At 65.2% G+C, this 19,100-nt stretch carries 12 protein-coding genes and 1 pseudogene; 6 read left to right on the top strand and 7 right to left on the bottom strand.

The window, feature by feature from the left end:
• Window positions 1-168 precede the first annotated feature (168 nt).
• The gene (locus tag CTR55_RS11740) at window positions 169-300 is read right to left on the bottom strand and encodes a co-regulatory protein PtrA N-terminal domain-containing protein (RefSeq protein WP_296286256.1); all 132 of its coding nucleotides are present in this window, start codon (window positions 298-300) and stop codon (window positions 169-171) included.
• 126 nt (window positions 301-426) lie between these two features.
• On the opposite strand from CTR55_RS11740, the gene CTR55_RS11735 reads away from it, so the two are divergent.
• Together CTR55_RS11735 and CTR55_RS11730 are read left to right on the top strand one after the other, a co-directional pair.
• The gene (locus tag CTR55_RS11735; protein WP_296286254.1) at window positions 427-1,107 is read left to right on the top strand and encodes a heavy metal response regulator transcription factor; all 681 of its coding nucleotides are present in this window, start codon (window positions 427-429) and stop codon (window positions 1,105-1,107) included.
• Window positions 1,104-2,420 (top strand): heavy metal sensor histidine kinase, encoded by a 1,317-nt coding sequence (locus tag CTR55_RS11730; protein ID WP_296286253.1) that lies wholly within the window; start codon window positions 1,104-1,106, stop codon window positions 2,418-2,420. Before CTR55_RS11735 ends, CTR55_RS11730 begins: the two co-directional genes overlap by 4 nt.
• A gap of 177 nt (window positions 2,421-2,597) precedes the next feature.
• Here the strand turns inward: CTR55_RS11730 and CTR55_RS11725 are convergent, their stop codons facing one another.
• The 4 genes from CTR55_RS11725 to CTR55_RS11710 form a co-directional block, all read right to left on the bottom strand.
• Window positions 2,598-3,377, bottom strand: a complete 780-nt coding sequence (locus tag CTR55_RS11725) for an ABC transporter permease (protein WP_296286252.1) — start codon at window positions 3,375-3,377, stop codon at window positions 2,598-2,600.
• Complete coding sequence (locus tag CTR55_RS11720; RefSeq protein ID WP_296286251.1) at window positions 3,374-4,306, bottom strand: ABC transporter ATP-binding protein; 933 nt, start codon at window positions 4,304-4,306, stop codon at window positions 3,374-3,376. Before CTR55_RS11720 ends, CTR55_RS11725 begins: the two co-directional genes overlap by 4 nt.
• Window positions 4,307-4,413: 107 nt before the next feature.
• Window positions 4,414-5,031, bottom strand: a complete 618-nt coding sequence (locus CTR55_RS11715; RefSeq protein WP_296286250.1) for a glutathione S-transferase — start codon at window positions 5,029-5,031, stop codon at window positions 4,414-4,416.
• 129 nt (window positions 5,032-5,160) lie between these two features.
• On the bottom strand, window positions 5,161-5,853 hold the full coding sequence (locus tag CTR55_RS11710) for a transglutaminase family protein (RefSeq protein ID WP_296286524.1): 693 nt from the start codon (window positions 5,851-5,853) through the stop codon (window positions 5,161-5,163).
• 252 nt (window positions 5,854-6,105) lie between these two features.
• Here CTR55_RS11710 and CTR55_RS11705 point away from each other — a divergent pair, with 252 nt between their 5' ends.
• The 4 genes from CTR55_RS11705 (at window position 6,106) to CTR55_RS11690 (ending at window position 16,233) form a co-directional block, all read left to right on the top strand.
• Window positions 6,106-8,541: an acyl-CoA dehydrogenase gene (locus CTR55_RS11705; RefSeq protein ID WP_296286249.1), complete on the top strand. Its 2,436-nt coding sequence runs from the start codon at window positions 6,106-6,108 to the stop codon at window positions 8,539-8,541.
• A gap of 159 nt (window positions 8,542-8,700) precedes the next feature.
• Window positions 8,701-9,117 (top strand): PA2816 family glutamine-rich protein, encoded by a 417-nt coding sequence (locus CTR55_RS11700; protein ID WP_296286247.1) that lies wholly within the window; start codon window positions 8,701-8,703, stop codon window positions 9,115-9,117.
• Window positions 9,118-9,190: 73 nt separating this feature from the next.
• Entirely contained in the window at window positions 9,191-9,601 is a 411-nt protein-coding gene (locus CTR55_RS11695; protein ID WP_296286246.1) for a PA2817 family protein, read from the top strand.
• Window positions 9,602-9,897: 296 nt separating this feature from the next.
• Window positions 9,898-16,233 carry a DUF5801 repeats-in-toxin domain-containing protein gene (locus tag CTR55_RS11690; protein WP_296286244.1) on the top strand — a complete coding sequence of 2,112 codons (6,336 nt, stop codon included), beginning with the start codon at window positions 9,898-9,900 and terminating at the stop codon, window positions 16,231-16,233.
• A 79-nt stretch (window positions 16,234-16,312) separates the two neighbouring features.
• Here the strand turns inward: CTR55_RS11690 and CTR55_RS11685 are convergent.
• Window positions 16,313-17,070, bottom strand: a pseudogene (locus tag CTR55_RS11685) (response regulator transcription factor).
• 649 nt (window positions 17,071-17,719) lie between these two features.
• Window positions 17,720-19,099: a TolC family outer membrane protein gene (locus CTR55_RS11680; RefSeq protein ID WP_296286243.1), complete on the bottom strand. Its 1,380-nt coding sequence runs from the start codon at window positions 19,097-19,099 to the stop codon at window positions 17,720-17,722.
• Between the last annotated feature and the right edge of the window lies 1 nt (window position 19,100).

The raw sequence follows: 19,100 nt of genomic DNA, 5'->3' as shown, positions 1-19,100 counted from the left end.
GTTCTCCTTCAGGGGACTGTGGCCATGGTCGCTGTCGGCGGCTGAGGGTTACCTGTCGGGAAGATTACAACGCTGTCAGCTTGGCGCTCGCCCGCCCGTCGCGGGGTATAAAGGGGGCGAAAAAAAGCCCGCCGGAGGGCGGGCAAGAGGCAGCACGATGAATCGAGTTCAGCAGGCCTGGCGTGCCGTGGCGGCTTGTTCCTGCATACGCTGGAAGGTGATGTCCCCTCCCCCATCGGCCAACGCCGGCGCGACGGGGAACAACAGCACGGCAAACAGCGTGGAGATGATCAGGTGCATGGCGGACTCCTTGAGGACGCTGGAAAATGAACACGCCGTCAGTCTGCGATACCGACGCTGTCAGCTCGCTGACCGCCCCATTACCCTGATGACAGCTGCGCCCCGAGCGCCTGAATGGATAACCGGATGAAACTTCTCATCGTCGAAGACGAACCACGCATCGGCCAGTACCTGCGGCAGGGCCTGAGCGAGGCCGGCTTCGCCGTCGACCTGACCGCCGACGGCGACGAAGGCCTGCAACTGGCCCTGGCCGGCGAACACGACCTGCTGATTCTCGATGTGATGCTGCCCGGCCGCGATGGCTGGCAGATCCTCCAGGCCGTGCGCCAGACCGGCAGCGCCGTGCCCGTGCTGTTCCTCACCGCGCGCGACGCCGTGGAGGACCGCGTGCGCGGCCTGGAACTCGGTGCCGACGACTACCTGGTGAAGCCTTTCGCCTTCGTCGAACTGCTGGCCCGCGTGCGCACGCTGCTGCGCCGCGGTGGCCAACAGTTGCAGGAAACCACCCTGCAACTGGCCGACCTGGAAGTGGACCTGCTACGCCGCCGCGTGCAGCGCGCCGGCAAGCGCATCGACCTGACCGCCAAGGAGTTCGCCCTGCTGGAGCTGCTGCTGCGGCGCAGCGGCGAGGTGCTGCCCAAGTCGCTGATCGCCTCGCAGGTGTGGGACATGAATTTCGACAGCGACACCAACGTTATCGAAGTCGCCATCCGCCGCCTGCGCGCCAAGGTCGACGACGACTTCCCGCAGCGCCTGATCCACACCGTGCGCGGCATGGGCTACGTGCTGGAAGAGCGCGAAGCATGAGCGCGCGCCTGTCCCTCGGCCTGCGCCTGAGCCTGCTGTTCGCCGCCTGTACCGCCGCCGTGTCGCTGCTGGCCGGGATCATCTTCAGCCGCGCCAGCGAAACGCACTTCATCGAGCTGGACCACCAGCTGATGGCCGGCAAGCTGGCGATCTTCCGCGATGTGCTGGGCGATGTCGGTGGCCCGGAGCAGTTGGCACCGCACACAGCCGAACTGCGCCGCGAGCTGCGCCGCCACCCCGACCTCGGCCTGCGCCTGCAGGGTGCGGACGGCAGCACCTGGTTCGAGCAGCGCCCGGCGATCAACATGGCCAACGGCGAGCAGCAGTCCTTCCGCGAGTTGCAGGCTCCGCTGGACGCCAAGCAGCGCGATGGCGCGCAGCTGACGCTGATCCTCGACATCACCCATCACCAGCACTTCCTGCAGCGCATGCAGCGGCTGATCTGGATGACCATGGGGCTCTCCGCCCTGGCCACTGCCCTGCTCGGCGCCTGGGCCGCCCGCGCCAGCCTGCGCCCGTTGCGGCGCATGAGCGAGGTGGCGGCGCAGGTCAGCGCGCACTCGCTGACCACCCGCCTCGACGCCGGGCAGATGCCGCAGGAACTGCGCGGCCTGGCCGGCGAGCTGAACGCCATGCTGGCGCGCCTGGAAGAAGCCTTCCAGCGCCTTTCGGCCTTCTCCGCCGACATTGCCCACGAGCTGCGCACGCCACTCACCGGGTTACTGACCCAGACCCAGGTGGTGCTGTCGCGCTCGCGCAGCCTGGACGACTACCGCGAGGCGCTGCACGGCAACCTGGAGGAGCTGGAGCGGCTCACCGCGATGGTCAATGACATGCTGTTCCTGGCCAAGGCCGACCACGGTCTGCTCACCCCCAGCAGCCAGTCTTTGGTGCTGGCCGACGAGGTAGACGAGTTGCTGGAGTTCTACGGGCCGCTGGCCGAGGAAAAGTCCATCCGCCTGGAGCGCGAGGGCGAGCTGTCAGTACAGGGCGACCGCGCCTTGTTGCGCCGGGTGCTGGCCAATTTGCTGGACAACGCGCTGCGTTTCACCCCGGACGGCGGGCAGATCCGCGTGCGCCTGGAGCCGGGCCGCCTGAGCGTGGAGAACCCGGGGCGGGAGATTCCCGCCGAGCGCCTGCCGCGCCTGTTCGACCGTTTCTACCGCGCCGATCCGGCCCGCCGCGAAGGCCAGGGCGAACATGCCGGGCTGGGGTTGGCGATCTGCCGCTCCATCGTGCGCGCCCATGGCGGGGAGATTCGTTGCGAGTCGGCCAATGGGTGGACGCGGTTCGTTATCGAGTTTCCGAAATAGCGCTTTTCGTAGGAGCGAGGGGGACGCCCAGTTCTTGCTCGCGAACGGATTCACCGGCAGCTCCGGCGTTGGGCGGTTCGCGAGCAAGCTCGCTCCTACAGGGGACTCACCCGCCGCGAATTGCCAAAAAAGCAAAAGGCCCCAACCGGGGCCTTTTTCATCAGCGCAACGCGCCGCTCACTGCCGCATCCCGCGTCCGCTCACCAGCAGGCGAATGCAGAACACGTAGAGCAGCACAGTCGCCACCAGCATGAAGATCACCGCCGTGCCGATGCGGATGTCGGACACGCCGAGGATGCCGTAGCGGAAGGCGTTGACCATGTGCAGGATCGGGTTGGCCAGCGACACGGTCTGCCAGAACGGCGGCAGCAGCGTGATCGAGTAGAACACCCCGCCCAGGTAGGTCAGCGGGGTCAGCACGAAGGTCGGGATGATCGAGATGTCATCGAAGTTGCGAGCGAACACCGCGTTGACGAAGCCGCCCATGGAGAAGATCGCCGCGGTCAGCACCACCACCAGCACGGTGATGCCGAAATGGTGAATCTGCAGGTCGGTGAAGAACAGCGACAGGATCGTCACGATCACCCCCACCGCCAGCCCGCGCAGCACGCCGCCGCAGACAAAGCCGAGGAGGATGGTGTGCGGCGAGACCGGCGAGACCAGCAGCTCTTCGATGTTGCGCTGGAACTTGCTGCCGAAGAAGCTCGACACCACGTTGCCGTAGGAGTTGGTGATCACCGACATCATGATCAGCCCCGGCACGATGTACTGCATGTAGGTGAAGCCACCCATGTCGCCGATCTGCCGGCCGATCAGGTTGCCGAAGATGACGAAGTACAGAACCATGGTGATCGCCGGCGGCAGCAGCGTCTGCGGCCAGATGCGCAGGAAGCGGCGGACTTCGCGGTAGACGATGGTGTTGAGGGCGACCCAGTTGGCGCGCAGTTCGCTGCTCATACCGCCACCCTCGACAGATTCTTCTCCACCAGCGACACGAACAGCTCCTCCAGGCGATTGCTCTTGTTGCGCAGGCTCAGCACCTGCACGCCCTGGGCGTTGAGCTGGACGAACAGGCCGTTGATGCCCAGAGACTTGTCCACCTGCACTTCCAGGGTGTGGTCATCCACCAGGCGCGCCGGGTAGCCATCGAGCTTCGGCGTTTCGCCCAGGGTGCCCTGCAGGTCGAGGTAGAAGGTCTCCACATGCAGCTTGTTCAGCAGCTTGCGCATGCTGGTGTTCTCCACGATGGTGCCGTGGTCGATGATCGCGATGTTGCGGCACAGCTGCTCGGCCTCCTCCAGGTAGTGCGTGGTGAGGATGATGCTGATGCCTTCGCCGTTGAGCTCGGTGAGGAAGTTCCACATCGAGCGGCGCAGTTCGATGTCCACGCCAGCGGTGGGTTCGTCGAGGATCAGCAGGCGCGGCTCGTGGACCAGCGCGCGGGCGATCATCAAACGGCGCTTCATGCCGCCGGAGAGTTCGCGGGAGGCGGAGTTGCGCTTGTCCCACAGGCCCAGCTGGGTCAGGTACTTCTCGGCGCGGCCCTTGGCCACGCTCATCGGGATGCCGTAGTAGCCGGCCTGGGTGACGACGATGTCGAACACCTTCTCGAACTGGTTGAAGTTGAACTCCTGGGGCACCACGCCCAGGCAGCGCTTCAGGCCGTACGGGTCCTTGTCCAGGTCGTGGCCGAACACGTTGACCGTGCCGCCGCTCTTGTTCACCAGGGTGGAGAGGATGCCGATGGTGGTGGATTTGCCGGCGCCGTTGGGGCCGAGCAGGGCAAAGAAATCACCTTCGGCGACATCCAGGTCGATGCCCTTGAGGGCCTGGAAACCGTTGCCGTAGGTCTTCGTCAGTTGACGGATGGACAGCGCGGAACTCATGGGGATTCCCGTTGCAAGGCGGTGGAAAGACGCATGTCTTTGGAAAAAGGGCCTGCTTGATAAAGGGCCGCCGCGAGGATTGCAACCTCCGGGGCACGCACAGGCATTCAGGTCAGGTCGGTCATCACCGCGTCACGGTAGGCCCGGCGCGCCTTCAGGCGTTCGTACCAGGCTTGCAGGTGCGGCTGCGGCGGGCGCGCGATGGGCATTTCGAACCAAGCATAGATGAAGCTGCCCAGCGGAATGTCACCCATGCCCAATTGTTCGCCGGTGAGGTACGGCTGTCTGGCCAGCGCGGCCTCGGGGATTTCCAGCAGTCGCACGCAGGTATCGATGGCGGCCTGGATGGCAGCGACATCGCGCTGCTCCGGCGGGGTACGCAAGGTACCCCAGAACACGGTGCGGAACGGCGCGGCGAAGGATGAGGTGGTCCAGTCCATCCACTTCTCGGCGTTGGCGCGTTGCTGCAGGTCCTGCGGGTACAGGGCCGGCGCGTAGCGAGCGGCAAGGTAGCGGACGATGGTATTGGATTCCCAGAGGACGAAGCCGTCGTCGTCCAGGGTCGGCACCACGCCGTTGGGATTCAGCGCGCGGTAGGGCGCGTCGTTGACCAGACCAAAAGCGCCGCCGGCGTCGATTCGCTCATAGGTCAGGCCCGCCTCTTCCGCGCACCAGAGCGCCTTGCGCACATTGGAGGAATTCTTCCGGCCCCAGATCTTGAGCATGCTGCGCCTCTCTTGTTGTCGTCATTCATTGGTCACACGCCCAACGGACGCGATTTCGGATGACGGCACCCTACCGGCTAAGGCGCGAGGAAAAAAGACACACGTACTGATGGTTACTATCGATTGCGTTCATGGGCGATTGCGTTCATGGGGGCGATCGCTTTCATGCCTTGCCGCTTCACTGCGCATGTCGCCGCCCAGCAGCGTGGTCTCACCGTTGAACAGGTGCGGATAGCACTGCTTGAGGTAGCCGAAGAAGAACTCCTCGGGCACATCGGGGAACTGACCGTGGTCGCGCAGGTATTCCATATGCCGCTCACCATCGCGGTTGAACGGGTGGAAGACGCTGTCGTTGCGCCCGTCGAACTCCAGCGGCAACACGCCGAAGGCCTCGCACAGGCCGATATCGAAGGCCGGCGTGGCCTTGACCCAACGGCCTTCGAGGAACAGTTCGGTGTAGCCATGCATGGCGAACATCTCGCTGCGCAGCAGTTCCAGCAGGCGCGGCGTGGCCAGGTGGTTCTTGACGTCGGCCAGGCCGATGCGTGCCGGGATACCGCAGTGCCGAGCGCAAGCCGCCAGCAGTGTTGCCTTGGGCACGCAGTAGGACTGCCCGGCCTCCAGGGCATGGCTGCCCTTGAGCGTCTGCGGGTCGCGGCTGAACACATAGGGGTTGTAGCGAATCTGGTCGCGCACCGCGTAATACAGGGCCACCGCCTGTTCCAGCGGGGTGGCGCCATCGCCCCGGTGATTCTGAGCGAACTCGATGACCCCGGGGTGGTCACTATCAACGAAGCGGCTGGGCGTGAGGTAAGGCTGCATGGCGTTGTCTCCGGGCTTGTCGTCCTTGGCTTGGAGCTTGAGATCGGACATCAGTCTAACCAGCGCCGGCGCCTGCACGACAAGGCGATCCGGCCAAGCTGTCCGGCCATGCGGCCATCGGTTCGGTTCAGCCAGCTAAGCTTCCGGTGCATGGTATGAGGCGTTCGCACTATCGCTCTGCTCGCGCATTGTTCGTCACCAAGCCCGCCGCGGCCTGCGGTCGCCGGGGCTGGCTGTCATGGAGGAATCCGCATGCTGCTCGTCTGGTTACTCGTCCTGATCCTTGGCGCCGCCTGGCTCGCGCACCGTCGCGCCGCTCCCCTCAAGGCACTCGGCATCGTCGCCGTGTACCTCGCACTGATGAGCCTGTTCAGCCACGCCCACGGCTGGATGGTGCTGTTGTGGCTGCTCTGGGCCGTGGTCGCGGTGACGATTCTCGCCACCGACCTGCGTCGCAGTCTGTTCACTTCACGGTTGTTCGCCTGGTTCAAGAAGACCCTGCCGCCGATGTCCGAAACCGAACGCGAGGCCATCGAGGCCGGCACCGTCTGGTGGGATGGCCAGCTGTTCAGCGGTCGCCCGGACTGGCAGACGCTGCTGGGCTATCCCAAGGCGCAATTGACGGAAGAGGAACAGGCCTTCATCGACGGCCCCACCGAGCAGCTCTGCGCCATGATCGACGACTACCAGGTCGGCAAGGACATGGACCTGCCGCCCGAGGCCTGGGCCTACATCAAGAGCCAGGGCTTCTTCGGCCTGATCATCCCGAAGGAATATGGCGGCAAGGGCTTTTCAGCCTTCGCCCACTCCCAGGTGGTGATGAAACTCGCCACCCGCAGCGGCGACCTCGCCTCCACCGTGATGGTGCCCAATTCCCTCGGCCCGGCCGAACTGCTGCTGCACTACGGCACCGACGCCCAGCGCCAGCGCTACCTGCCGCGCCTGGCCACTGGCGACGAGATTCCCTGCTTCGCCCTGACCAGCCCGCAGGCCGGCTCCGATGCCGGCGGCATGACCGACGTCGGCGTGGTCTGCAAGGGCCAGTGGGAAGGCGAGGAAGCCCTCGGCCTGCGCCTGACCTGGGAGAAGCGCTACATCACCCTCGGCCCGGTGGCCACCCTCCTCGGCCTGGCTTTCAAGTGCCATGACCCGGACCATCTGCTGGGCGAGGAAGAAGACCTCGGCATCACCCTGGCGCTGATCCCCACCGACACCGACGGCGTGCAGATCGGCCGTCGCCATGTGCCGCTGGGCGCCGCCTTCATGAACGGCCCCAACTCCGGCAAGGACGTGTTCGTGCCGCTGGACTACATCATCGGTGGCCAGGACATGATCGGCAAAGGCTGGATGATGCTGATGAACTGCCTGTCGGTGGGCCGCTCGATCTCGCTGCCGGCGGTGGGCACCAGCGCCGCCAAGGTCGGCAGCTACGTCAGCGGCCGCTACGCCCAGGTGCGCGAGCAGTTCAACGTGCCGCTGTCGGCCTTCGAAGGCATCCAGGAAGCCCTCGCCCGCATCGGCGGCAACGCCTGGATGATGGACAGCGCGCGGATCCTCACCGCCAACGCGGTGGACCTGGGCGAGAAGCCCTCGGTGCTCTCGGCGATTCTCAAGTACCACCTCACCGAACGCGGCCGCGAGTGCATCGCCCACGCCATGGATATCCACGGTGGCAAAGGCATCATCCTCGGCCCGAACAACTACCTGGGCCGCTCCTGGCAGGCCGCGCCGATCTTCATCACCGTCGAGGGCGCCAACATCCTCTCGCGCAACCTGATGATCTTCGGCCAGGGCGCCATCCGCTGCCATCCGTACGTGCTCAAGGAGATGGAACTGGCCCGCCGCGAGGACCAGGACCAGGCCGAGCGCGAGTTCGACGAGCTGCTGCTCAACCACGTCGGCTTCGCCGTCAGCAACGCCGCCAGCAGCCTGCTGCTGGGCCTGGGCTTCGGCAGCTTCGACCCGGTGCCGGGTGACCGCATCAGTCGCCCGTACTACCGCGCGCTGAACCGGCTCGCGGCATCCTTCGCCCTGCTGGCGGACTTCAGCATGATGCTGCTCGGCGGCGAGCTGAAGCGCCGCGAGCGCCTCTCCGCGCGCCTGGGCGATGCACTGAGTCACCTGTACCTCGCCTCCGCCGCGCTCAAGCGTTACCACGACCTGGACAACCCGGACTACCTGCACCCGCTGCTGCACTGGACCATGCAGGAAAACCTGGAGAAGGCCGAAGCCGCACTGGCCGACCTGATCGACAACTTCCCCAATCGCGCCTTCGGCTGCCTGCTGCGGGTGCTGGTACTGCCGCTGGGTCGCCGCCACCGGGGCCCGAGCGACACGCTGGACGCGGAGATCGCCGATATCCTCGGCCGCCCGCTCAGCGACCCGGCGTTGCAGGCGATCCTCGCCGGCGCTCATCTGCCTTCCGGCCCCGATGATCCGGTGGCCAAGCTCACCTTCGCCTATGACCAGCTCGCCGCCGCCGCGCCCTTGCAGAAGAAGCTGCACAAGGCGCTCAAGGAACACGGGGTGAATCCCAAGCCGGGACAGTCGCCGATCGATGCCGCGCGCGACGCCGGCGTGCTGGAGGCCGCGGAAGCGGAAACCCTGCACACCGCCGAACGTGCGCGTCGGGCGGTGATCGATGTGGACGATTTCTCGAAAGAGGAACTGGCCGGCAAGGCTGGATGACCTGCGGCTTTCAGCTACGGGGCGCCTTCTGGCGCCCTTTTTCTCCGACGCATAGCTCTGTAGGGCGGATAACGCTACGCGTTATTCACCCTACGGGGCATTATCGGGCGCACACTGAAGGCTTCACCGTCATGGACGCTCGCAATGGAGAACCGCACCATGCGTCGATCCCTTTTCCTCCTGCTGGCCATGCTGCTGATGGGCAGCGCCCAGGCCGACCCCTGGCTCTACCCCAGCCGGCCGCGCCCAGCGCCGACGCCCAGCCCGGTCATCGACCCGATCCAGCAACAGCAGGACAGCCTGCGCCGCCAACAGCAACTGCGGCAGAACCAGCTGGACAGCCAGCGCCTGAACTACGAAGACCAGCGCCTGCAGATGCAGCAGCAGGACCTGCAGCGCCAGCAGGACAACCAGCGGCGCTGGAACGAGCAGCGTCGGCAGAGCGACCAGATGATCCAGCGGCAGAAGAGCGAGCTGCAGCAGGACCAGTTGCAACAGCAGCAGCGGATACTCGACCAGCAGCGCCAGCAGATCGACAACCAGCGCCGGCAGATCCAGATGCGCCCCATCCGCTGATCGCACCGACGGCAGCGGCAGGGAAACCCGATATACTCCCCGGCCGTTTGCACACAGCTCCAGAGGAACCCCCATGGCCAGCGCCTATCTCGACCACCACATCGCCCTGCTCAACCACCTGCGCATGATCCTTGGCGCCCTGGGCGAAGCCGAGCAGGTTCCCGAGGACAACCACGGCCTGTTCCTCGAACGCTTCGATGAGCTGATGGCAGAACTGCCGCGCGACCCGGAAGGCGCCCAGTACCTGGGCCAGGACCTGATCAGCCAGATCTTCCACCGCTACCCGCAGATCGCCCACCTGATCCCGCGCGACCTGCTGTGGTTCTTCGGTGGCGACTGCCTGCACTACATGCCCGACGAAGAGCTGCAGATGTACCAGCAGCTCGACGAGCGTCGCTTCGAAGCCGAAGAAAACGGCGAACCCTTTGACTGGAACCGCGAGAAGCAACTGCTCGCCCTGCCGGACGACACACCGAAGCACTAAGCGCCGACCTGCACGAAAGAAGCCCGCATGATGCGGGCTTTTTCATGGGCGATCGCCAGCTATTCGCCACCTCCTTCCCCCAAACACCGGCGCCTCTACCTCTCGTCGGCCGGTGCAGCACCGCAACCCGCGCAGCGCCTGCGCTCCCCTGCCCTCCTAGTCCGAAACTCCCAGCCCGCCTGGGAGTATCGGCCGATGCGCATTCCCCGGAGCGTCCCCATAGTCGTGGCATGTAGCAGTAAAAGGCCAGCAGTCGAGGTCTGGCCGCCACGCATGGAAATGCTCGGGAGAACATCATGACCCTCCATAAGAAGATTGCGTCGCCAACGCGCCCCACCGCAGATGACACCAGCGCTCCTGCCGTTACCACCGACCAGAACGACTACGCCCCCGGCAGCACCGCCATCATCACCGCCAGCGGCTTCACCGCCGGCAGCACCGTGAAGATCGAGGTGGACCACGCCACCAGCCCCGGCGCCGACGGCGTATGGGGCACCCCGGATGACGTGCTCAACACCAGCGCCGGTGCCGGCCACGATCCCTGGTACGTGACCGATGGCGGCGCCGGCGACCTGGACGGCCAGGTCAACGGCAGCGTCACCACTTCCTGGTACGTCGACCCGGACGATTCGGCCGGGGCACGCTTCCTGCTCTCCGCTTCCAGTGACGGCGCCACAGCGACCGCCACCTTTACCGACGCCGGCCCCTCCGTGGTGGCGACCGGCGTGGAAGTCTCATTAGACGAAACCGCCGGCCTGCAGAACGCCACCGCCAGCCCATCCCCGGCGGGTGACGCGAACGACAATGACATCCTCATCGCCGCCCTGCCCTCGGTCTTCAGCGCCCGCCTGACCGCTCTGGGCGCCGGTACTGCCTCGGGCGCCGCGCTCAGCGGATATACCGGCGCGGCCGGCAACACCGGCAGCAATGCCTTCACCATCAGCGCCGCGCCCGGCGGCGCGATCACCGACATTCTCTTCACCGGCAGCGGCGGCGCGCCGCTGAACGGCCTGGACAGCGGCTTGGATACCCTCGCCGGGGTGGACATCCTTCTCTACACCGATACCACCAACAACAATGTCCTCGTCGGACGTGCCGGTGGCCCCGCCGGCGCCATCGTGTTCGCCGCCTACATCGAGGAGACCGGCTCGCCAGTCAGCGGCGGCAAGATCTGGACGGTGGAATACCAGCCGCTCAAGCACCCGGACGGCACCAACGCCGATGACGCCCTCAACCTGCTGAACAAGGTCTACATCGGCACCAGCCAGGACCTGACCTTCAGCCTGGCCGACGCGCCCTCCGGACAGAATCTGTTCCTGATGTTCACCACGGCGAGCCCGACCACGGTCAATGACAACGGGGTGATCCGCATCACCGACCCGACCATCATCGCCACCGGCAAGGACCCGGCCAACCAGTCCACCGGGGCCAACATCACTACCGGCGACACCATCAACACCAGCCAGGCCGGCGGCCCGACCACCTTCGGCACCAACAACCAGATGATCGTCGAGCAGGAAGGCATCCGCTTCACCTTCGTCACTGGTGCCCGGCAGAACGTGACCATTCCCAACCTGGACCAGAACGAAGCGGACGTTGAAGCCAACGTCGACTTCACCCAGATGTTCAACGCCAAGACCGCCAGCTTCGATGTCGTGCAGTTGCAGAGCGGCAAGAGTGCCGTGGTCAAGATCAGCGCCTTCAGCACCGCCGTCGAAGCGGGTAACGCCTTCATCGATGGCTACGGCAATGACAGCGCCGTCGCCATCACCAGCGTCCGGGTCATCAACAACGCCACCGGGCTAGTGGTGAACGACGGCAGCATCAGCATCACCCTCAACGGCGGAGTGGCAACCATCACCGGCGTGCTGGCCAACTACAAGATCGAGTACACCACCACGACGGATCACAACCGCGTACTGGTGGAGAACGGCGCAGCCGTCGACGCCAAGGGCAATAACCACGCCGACTTCGATATCGGCGGCTTCAAGCTGCTGCAGGTCTCTACCGCCACCACGGAAATCGGCTCGAAGATGGTCTTCGAGGACGACGGCCCGAGCATCAGCACCACCGGCACCGAACCCACGCTGACGGTAGATGAATCCGTCCTCACCACCGATGCCTCGCAGAGCTTCGCCGCGAACTTCACCTCGGCCTTCGGCGCCGACGGCGCCGGCACCCTGACCTATGCGCTGAGTGTGATCGCCGGCGCCTCCGGGCTGGTCGACACGGCCACCGGTCAAGCCGTGAACCTGGCCATGAACGGCGCCGTGGTGGAAGGCCGCACGGCCATCAGCAACGACCTGGTGTTCACCGTCAGCGTGGCCGCCAACGGCACGGTGACGCTGGACCAGCAGCGCGCCATCGTCCATGCCAACACCAGCGATCCGGATGACTCGAAGACCCTGACCGCCGACAACCTGGTGAAACTCACCGCGACCAAGACCGACGGTGACGGCGACAGCGCCCAGGCGACCCTGAACATCGGGCAGAACCTGGTGTTCAAGGATGACGGTCCAAGCATCAGCACCACCGGCGTCGAGCCAGTCATGACGGTGGACGAAACGGTCCTGACCACCGACTCCACGCAGAACTTCGCCGCCAACTTCAGCTCGGCCTTCGGCGCCGACGGCGCCGGTACCCTGACCTACGCACTGAGCGTAGTGGCTGGCGCTTCCGGGCTGACCGACACAGCCACCGGCGAAGCGGTGAACCTGTCGATGAGCGGCGCCGTGGTCGAAGGCCGCACCGCCACCACCAACCAGTTGGTGTTCACCGTCAGCGTGGCGGCCAATGGCGACGTCACCCTCGACCAGCAGCGCGCCATCGTCCACGCCAACACCAGCGACCCGGATGACTCCAGGAGCCTCACCGCCGACAACCTGGTGAAACTCACCGCGACCAAGACCGACGGCGACGGCGACGGCGCCCAGGCCACCCTGAACATCGGGCAGAACCTGGTGTTCAAGGACGACGGCCCGAGCATCAGCACCACTGGCGTCGAGCCAGTCATGACAGTGGACGAATCGGTGCTGACCACCGACTCCACGCAGAACTTCGCCGCCAACTTCACCTCGGCCTTCGGGGCTGACGGTGCCGGCACCCTCACCTATGCGCTGAGTGTGATCGCCGGCGGGTCGGGGCTGACCGATACGGCCACGGGCGAGGCAGTGAACCTGTCGATGAACGGCGCCGTGGTCGAAGGCCGCACCGCCACCACCAACCAGCTGGTGTTCACCGTCAGCGTGGCCACCAATGGCGACGTCACCCTCGACCAGCAGCGCGCCATCGTCCACGCCAACACCAGCGACCCGGATGACTCCAGGAGCCTCACCGCCGACAACCTGGTGCAACTCACCGCAACCAAGACCGACGGTGACGGCGACAGCGTTCAGGCCACCCTCAACATCGGCCAGAACCTGGTGTTCAAGGACGACGGCCCGAGCATCAGCACCACCGGCGTCGAGCCCACCCTGACAGTGGACGAATCCGCCCTGGCCACCGACGCTACTCAGAGCTTCGCCGCCAACTTCACCTCGTCCTTTGGCGCGGACGGCGCCGGCACCCTGACCTATGCACTGAGCGTGATTGCCGGGGCATCCGGGCTGGTCGACACGGCGACCGGCCAGGCGGTCAACCTGTCCGTCAACAATGGCGTGGTGGAAGGCCGCACGGCTGTCAGCGACGCTCTGGTGTTCACCGTGAGCGTGGCCGCCAATGGCGACGTCACCCTCGACCAACAGCGCGCCGTGGTCCACCCCAATACCGGCGATCCGGATGACTCGAAGACCCTGACTTCCGACGACCTGGTGAAGCTCACCGCGACCAAGACCGACAAGGACGGCGACAGCGTCCAGGCCACCCTCAACATCGGCCAGAACCTGGTGTTCAAGGACGACGGCCCGAGCATCAGTACCACCGGCGTCGAGCCCACCCTGACAGTGGACGAATCCGCCCTGGCCACCGACGCAACACAGAACTTCGCCGCGAACTTCAGTTCAAGCTTCGGCGCCGATGGCGCCGGCACCCTGACCTACGCGCTGAGCGTGATTGCCGGAGGATCCGGGCTGACCGACACAGCCACCGGTGAGGCGGTGAACCTGTCGATGAGCGGCGCCGTGGTCGAGGGCCGCACGGCCACCACCAACCTGCTGGTGTTCAAAGTGAGCGTCGCCGCCAATGGCGACGTCACCCTCGACCAGCAACGCGCCATCGTCCACGCCGACACCAGCAATCCGGACGATTCCAGAAGCCTCACCTCGGACGACCTGGTGAAACTCACCGCGACCAAGACCGACGGCGACGGCGACAGCGCCCAGGCGACCCTGAACATCGGCCAGAACCTGGTGTTCAAGGACGACGGCCCAAGCATCAGCCCCGCCGGCACGGAGCCTGTGCTGACGGTGGACGACTCGGACCTCAGCGCCAACGCCCTGCAGGCCTTCTCCTCCAACTTCACCTCGTCGTTCGGCGCCGACGGCGCGGGCACCCTGACCTACACCCTGGGCTGCGTCTCGGGCGCCTCCGGGCTGACCGACACGGCCACCGGCCAGTCGGTGATCCTGTCGCTCAATGGCACCGTGGTGGAAGGCCGCTGCGCGATCAGCAACGATCTGGTGTTCACCGTCAGCGTCGCTGCCAATGGTGACGTCACCCTCGACCAGCTGCGCGCCATCGTCCACGCCAACACCAGCGACCCGGATGACTCGCGGACCCTCACCTCGGACAACCTGGTGACCCTGACCGCGACCAAGACCGACGGTGACGGCGACAGTGCCGCAACCACGCTGAACATCGGCCAGAACCTGATCTTCAAGGACGACGGCCCGAGCATCAGCACCACCGGCACGGAACCGGCGCTGACCGTAGACGAAAGCGTGCTGGCAACCAATGCCACGCAGAACTTCGCCGGCAACTTCACCTCGTCCTTTGGCGCGGACGGCGCCGGCACGCTGACCTATGCACTGAGCGTGATTGCCGGGGCTTCCGGGCTGGTCGACACGGCCACCGGGCAAGCGGTCAACTTGTCCATCAACAATGGCGTGGTGGAAGGCCGCACCGCCGTCAGTGGCGTACTGGTGTTTACCGTCAGTGCGGCCACCAACGGTGATGTCACCCTCGACCAGTTGCGGGCGGTGGTCCATCCCAACGCCAGCAACCCGGATGACACCAGGACGCTGACTTCCGACAACCTGGTGGCACTCACCGCGACCAAGACCGACAAGGATGGCGACAGTGCCCAGGCGACGCTGAACATCGGGCAGAACCTGGTCTTCCACGATGACGGCCCGTCCCTGGCGTTCGGCAACATCGTCGGCACTGGCAGCACCCTGGCGCAGACCGGATACTGGGACAAATCATTCGGCGCCGACGGCAGTAGCGCGGCGGGCCTGGATATTGTCCTGGCGAACGGGCAGTTCACCCTGGTACGACCCGATAGCACGACCACCACCGGGACCGGCACGCTCGTCGAGCAGTCGCCATCGCCGGACGCCAATGGCGCGTACCACTTCGCCGGCACCTTGACCGGCGACTTCGACAACAACGCCGCCACGGCGAATACCAGCGTCGACTACACCCTGACCGCGCTGGCTGACGGCACCTACACCCTGGATCTGGTGCAGGGCTTCAGCTCCACTTTGGTACTGAGCACCGCCAACGGCCAGCTCGGCGCCGGCGGCCCGGACCCGGTGCAAACACTGACCATCGGCACTGACGCCGTGGTGTTCTTCGCCGCCAAGGCACTGGCACCGCAGACGGGCGCGGACAGCATCCTGACCGGCATCGGCCTGGGCCTGCCCGACCCGACCGAAGCGCAGTTGCAGACCGCCGTGCTGCCGTCGTACATCGACGATCAGAAGGCCCTCAACGTCAGCACCTCCGGTATCGGCGTGAAGAACAACGTCCTGCAGGGCAGCGGCGCCGGCATCACCGCCGGTGACGACAGCTTCGTTGCCAACCCGCAGACGCTGCTGACCTCGGTGAAGGTGTTCATCGACAACTCGGTGGGCGGCTACGACCCGACGTCGGAATCGCTGTACTACGTCGCCTACTACGACGACGGTACGACGTCCGGTGCGCCGATCAAGGTGCTGGCAGCCAACCTGCAGAGCGAGAACGGTGGGCAGAAATCCTTCACCGTGCAGACCGTCGCCGGCAAGCTGATCGACGCGATCCAACTGACCATGGCCGAGGGCATGATCAAGATCCCGACCATCCAGTTCATCAAGCAGGTCGAGAACCTGGCCAGCGACGTCAAGCTGTCGTTCAACGCCACGGTCACGGACAAGGACGGCGACGCGGCGACCAGCGCCTTCAGCGCCAATCTGTTCGCCAACAAGGCCGCCGGCGGAGCCTTCGACTACACGCTGGCGGGCCTGACTGGCACGAAAGAGGCCTTCAACATCGACTTGGCACGCACCGAGAACAAGTACCAGGTCACCGGCTTCGACACCACAGGCCAGCGTGACAAACTGGTCCTCAACGGCGATGCCACCTCGACCGTGCAGAACATCGACAACAGCGGCGCCAACAGCATCGTGACGATCCACGAGACCGGCGGCCAGCTGACGACCATCACCCTGGTCGGGGTCGACGTCCTGAATACCGACATCGTGCACGGCAGCGCCTGACAGTTCGCACGCGGGAAAGAGACGGGGGTGGTTTGGAAACCACCCCCGTCTCGTTTTATACCCGCCGCCGGTCAATGCTTCAGCTGTTGCGCAGGGGCGAACCGTTACCCTGGTGCGGCCCCCGATCCAGTTCCACCCAGGCGGACTCCGGCGGCTCTTCACTGCCGGCGAGCCTATGCTTCAACGCATACATCAGCAGGTCCATGCGATTGATCAGGTTGAGCTTCTGGTAGATGTTGCTCAGGTGGTTGTGCACCGTGTGTTCGCTGATGCCCAGACGCTCGGCGATGCTCATGTACTTGGCCGACGGGTCTTCGACGATGGCGCTGATCAGCTCCCTTTCGCGCAAGGTCAGGCGTGCCTGTTTCGCCTGTTCGTGATTGCACTTCAAGGGTACATGCCCGCTCGCGGCATAGCCGGAAAGCCCGCCCGCCCAGGCACGGTCCAGGCCGATATCACGGTGGTGGACATTGACGATCGCCTGGACGATCGACTCGGTCGGGTCTTCCGCCAGCACGATGCCCCGCGCGCCCGCCTCGATCGCCTGGGCAACGGGACCGCTTCATACAACCCCTTGAGCACCAGCACTTTCATTGCCGCGCTGCGGGCCAGCTCGGCGACCACTTCCAGCGGGTTCAGGGCATCGGGAAAGAAGCTGAAGAAGATCACGTCGGGGCGCTGCTGATCGGCCAGGTCCAGCGCATAGGTATAGGTGCTGGCCTGGCCAGTGACCTCCATGCTCGGCTTGCTGGCGTTGATCAGGTCATGCAGGCCGATCAGCACCAGGGGGCGGCAATCGATCAGCATCACCCGTATCGGCTTTCCGTGGTCAGACATGATTTTCTGACCCCCTTGGTGGCTGCACTCGCACGCGCTCTTCTCTTGGTGTTGTTCTCAGCGGCCCACAACGATTGGAAAGCACGAACAAGCGGCGACAGGATTTGACGGAGCCAGCCCCGTAGCTGGCCAAGGGGGACTTCTTTGGTGCGGGCGCTCCCTTCACCTGCTCGGTCGACAGGGGCCTTCCCGGAGCTATCGAAACGACATGAATACGAATATCTATCAATAACTTGCACATGATTCTGTGCTCCCTTACCGGTCACCTGAGTCTAGGTCAAGCCGGCACGCTGCCGACCTGCCCACCCGGCGACCAACGGTTCAGTTTCACAGCAGGCCGTGCGCTGACTCCCTTCGGCGACGAACAGGAAGCCCCAGAAAATCAAACACCTGGATAAGCCAACCAACGGGGGCGGCGCTTCAGCGACCTCGGCCGATATCGTCAATTAAACGACGAATGGCTTGCGAGAAATCACGATAAGCACAATCTCGTCAAAATATCGTCAAGCGCGGCGCCTTGCGCCCTGCCCCTTCAGGGAAAAGCGACAGCCGGCCAGGCCTTGCGCGACGAAGCAAGAGAGAACGCGGAGAAGGGAACGTAAACGACGAGGGCGCCGCAGGCGCCCTCGCAAAGCCCCGATCCGACGGATCAGGGGCGCATGAAGTCCTGGCTGGAGCTACCGGGGCCGAGCCATCCGTTTACGCTCTGTACGCTCTCGATCGGCGGCCTGCCGGCCCAGCGGTTGAGGGTGAAGACATTGCTGAGGAATTCGTACTGGGTCTTGAGCAGATCGCGTCGGGCGCGAAACTCATTGCGCACCGCCGCCAGCACGTCGACGGCGTTGACCATGCCGTAGCCCAGCGCCTTTTCCGCCGATTCGCGCGACTTGTGCGCCGACACCAGCGCCAGGCGGTTGGCCTGGATTTTCTCGCCATTGGAATTGGCCGTGAGGTAGGCGCTGGTGATCTCCTTGACCACCCGCCGGCGGATCTCCTCCAACTGCTCCTCAGCCACCAACTGATCCTGATACAGCCCGCGAACCCGCGCCGAGGTCGAGCCGCCGCTGTAGATCGGTACCTGCAGGCCGACACCGGCGACATAACTGTCGGTGCGCGGCGCCAGGGAGTTGTTGTAGCCCTCGTTGGTCTGCTGCGCGCTGAGGTTCAGGCTCAGGGTCGGGTAGTGGCCGCCCTTGCCGCTGCGCAGTGCAGCGTTGGCCACTTCGACGCCGCTTTCCCGGGCCTTGAGTGCCGGGTTCAGCGCAATACCGTCACGCACCCAGTTATCCAGAGTCTGCTCCGACACATGCAGGCGCACGTCGTCGCGGACCCGACTGAGTCGCTCCTTCACCGGGCGGCCGACGATCTCCGTCAGCGCTTCGCGGCTGATGATCGCCTGGTTGCGCGCTTCCAGCTCCTGCGCCGCGAGCAGGTCCACCCGCGCCTGCAGATCGAGCTGATCGGTCACCAGGGCCAACTGTTTGGCAAATAGCGCATTGACCCGATCCAGGCTTTCCTGGGTGGTGCGGCGCTCGGCGATCACCAGCTCCAGTTCGTCCTCGGCCGCCAACGCGGTGAAGTAACGCCGCGCCAGTTCCACCGTGGCCTCTGCCTGGACGTCCAGCGCCTCGGACTCCGACTGCAGGGCCATGCTCTTGAACTTCTGGTAGTTCTCCCAGGCCGCCTTGTTATAGAGGTACTGGCGCAGCACCAGGCTGTAGTTTTCACTGTCGTAGCTCTCGTCGATCAGGTCGTTGCGCTGGTGAATCTGGTTGGTTCCGGCGTTGAGCGACAGCTGCGGCAACAGCACGCCCATGGCTTCGCGCTGGTACTCCTTGCCCGCCTGGGCGTGGGCGTAGGACGCCAGAATCTGCGGATCCTCCAACCGTGCCTCCTGGTAAAGCCGCAGGAGATCGGTGGCCTCGTCCGCGATGCCGACCCCTCCCGGCGCCACCGTCGATGTCTGAGCCAGCGCCGTACCCGCCGCCAGCAGCAGCGCGCCCGCCAGTACAAGGGAAGATGCATCCATG

The organism is Pseudomonas sp. (assembly GCF_002796985.1).
Lineage (GTDB): Bacteria > Pseudomonadota > Gammaproteobacteria > Pseudomonadales > Pseudomonadaceae > Pseudomonas.
Note: the sequence above shows the minus strand (reverse complement) of the source record. Positions and strands in the feature narration are given on the sequence as shown.

Coding starts and splice junctions, on each gene's coding strand:
- CTR55_RS11740 (WP_296286256.1), bottom strand. CDS start 300: ATGCACCTGATCATCTCCACGCTGTTTGCCGTGCTGTTGTTCCCCGTC.
- CTR55_RS11735 (WP_296286254.1), top strand. CDS start 427: ATGAAACTTCTCATCGTCGAAGACGAACCACGCATCGGCCAGTACCTG.
- CTR55_RS11730 (WP_296286253.1), top strand. CDS start 1,104: ATGAGCGCGCGCCTGTCCCTCGGCCTGCGCCTGAGCCTGCTGTTCGCC.
- CTR55_RS11725 (WP_296286252.1), bottom strand. CDS start 3,377: ATGAGCAGCGAACTGCGCGCCAACTGGGTCGCCCTCAACACCATCGTC.
- CTR55_RS11720 (WP_296286251.1), bottom strand. CDS start 4,306: ATGAGTTCCGCGCTGTCCATCCGTCAACTGACGAAGACCTACGGCAAC.
- CTR55_RS11715 (WP_296286250.1), bottom strand. CDS start 5,031: ATGCTCAAGATCTGGGGCCGGAAGAATTCCTCCAATGTGCGCAAGGCG.
- CTR55_RS11710 (WP_296286524.1), bottom strand. CDS start 5,853: ATGCAGCCTTACCTCACGCCCAGCCGCTTCGTTGATAGTGACCACCCC.
- CTR55_RS11705 (WP_296286249.1), top strand. CDS start 6,106: ATGCTGCTCGTCTGGTTACTCGTCCTGATCCTTGGCGCCGCCTGGCTC.
- CTR55_RS11700 (WP_296286247.1), top strand. CDS start 8,701: ATGCGTCGATCCCTTTTCCTCCTGCTGGCCATGCTGCTGATGGGCAGC.
- CTR55_RS11695 (WP_296286246.1), top strand. CDS start 9,191: ATGGCCAGCGCCTATCTCGACCACCACATCGCCCTGCTCAACCACCTG.
- CTR55_RS11690 (WP_296286244.1), top strand. CDS start 9,898: ATGACCCTCCATAAGAAGATTGCGTCGCCAACGCGCCCCACCGCAGAT.
- CTR55_RS11680 (WP_296286243.1), bottom strand. CDS start 19,099: ATGGATGCATCTTCCCTTGTACTGGCGGGCGCGCTGCTGCTGGCGGCG.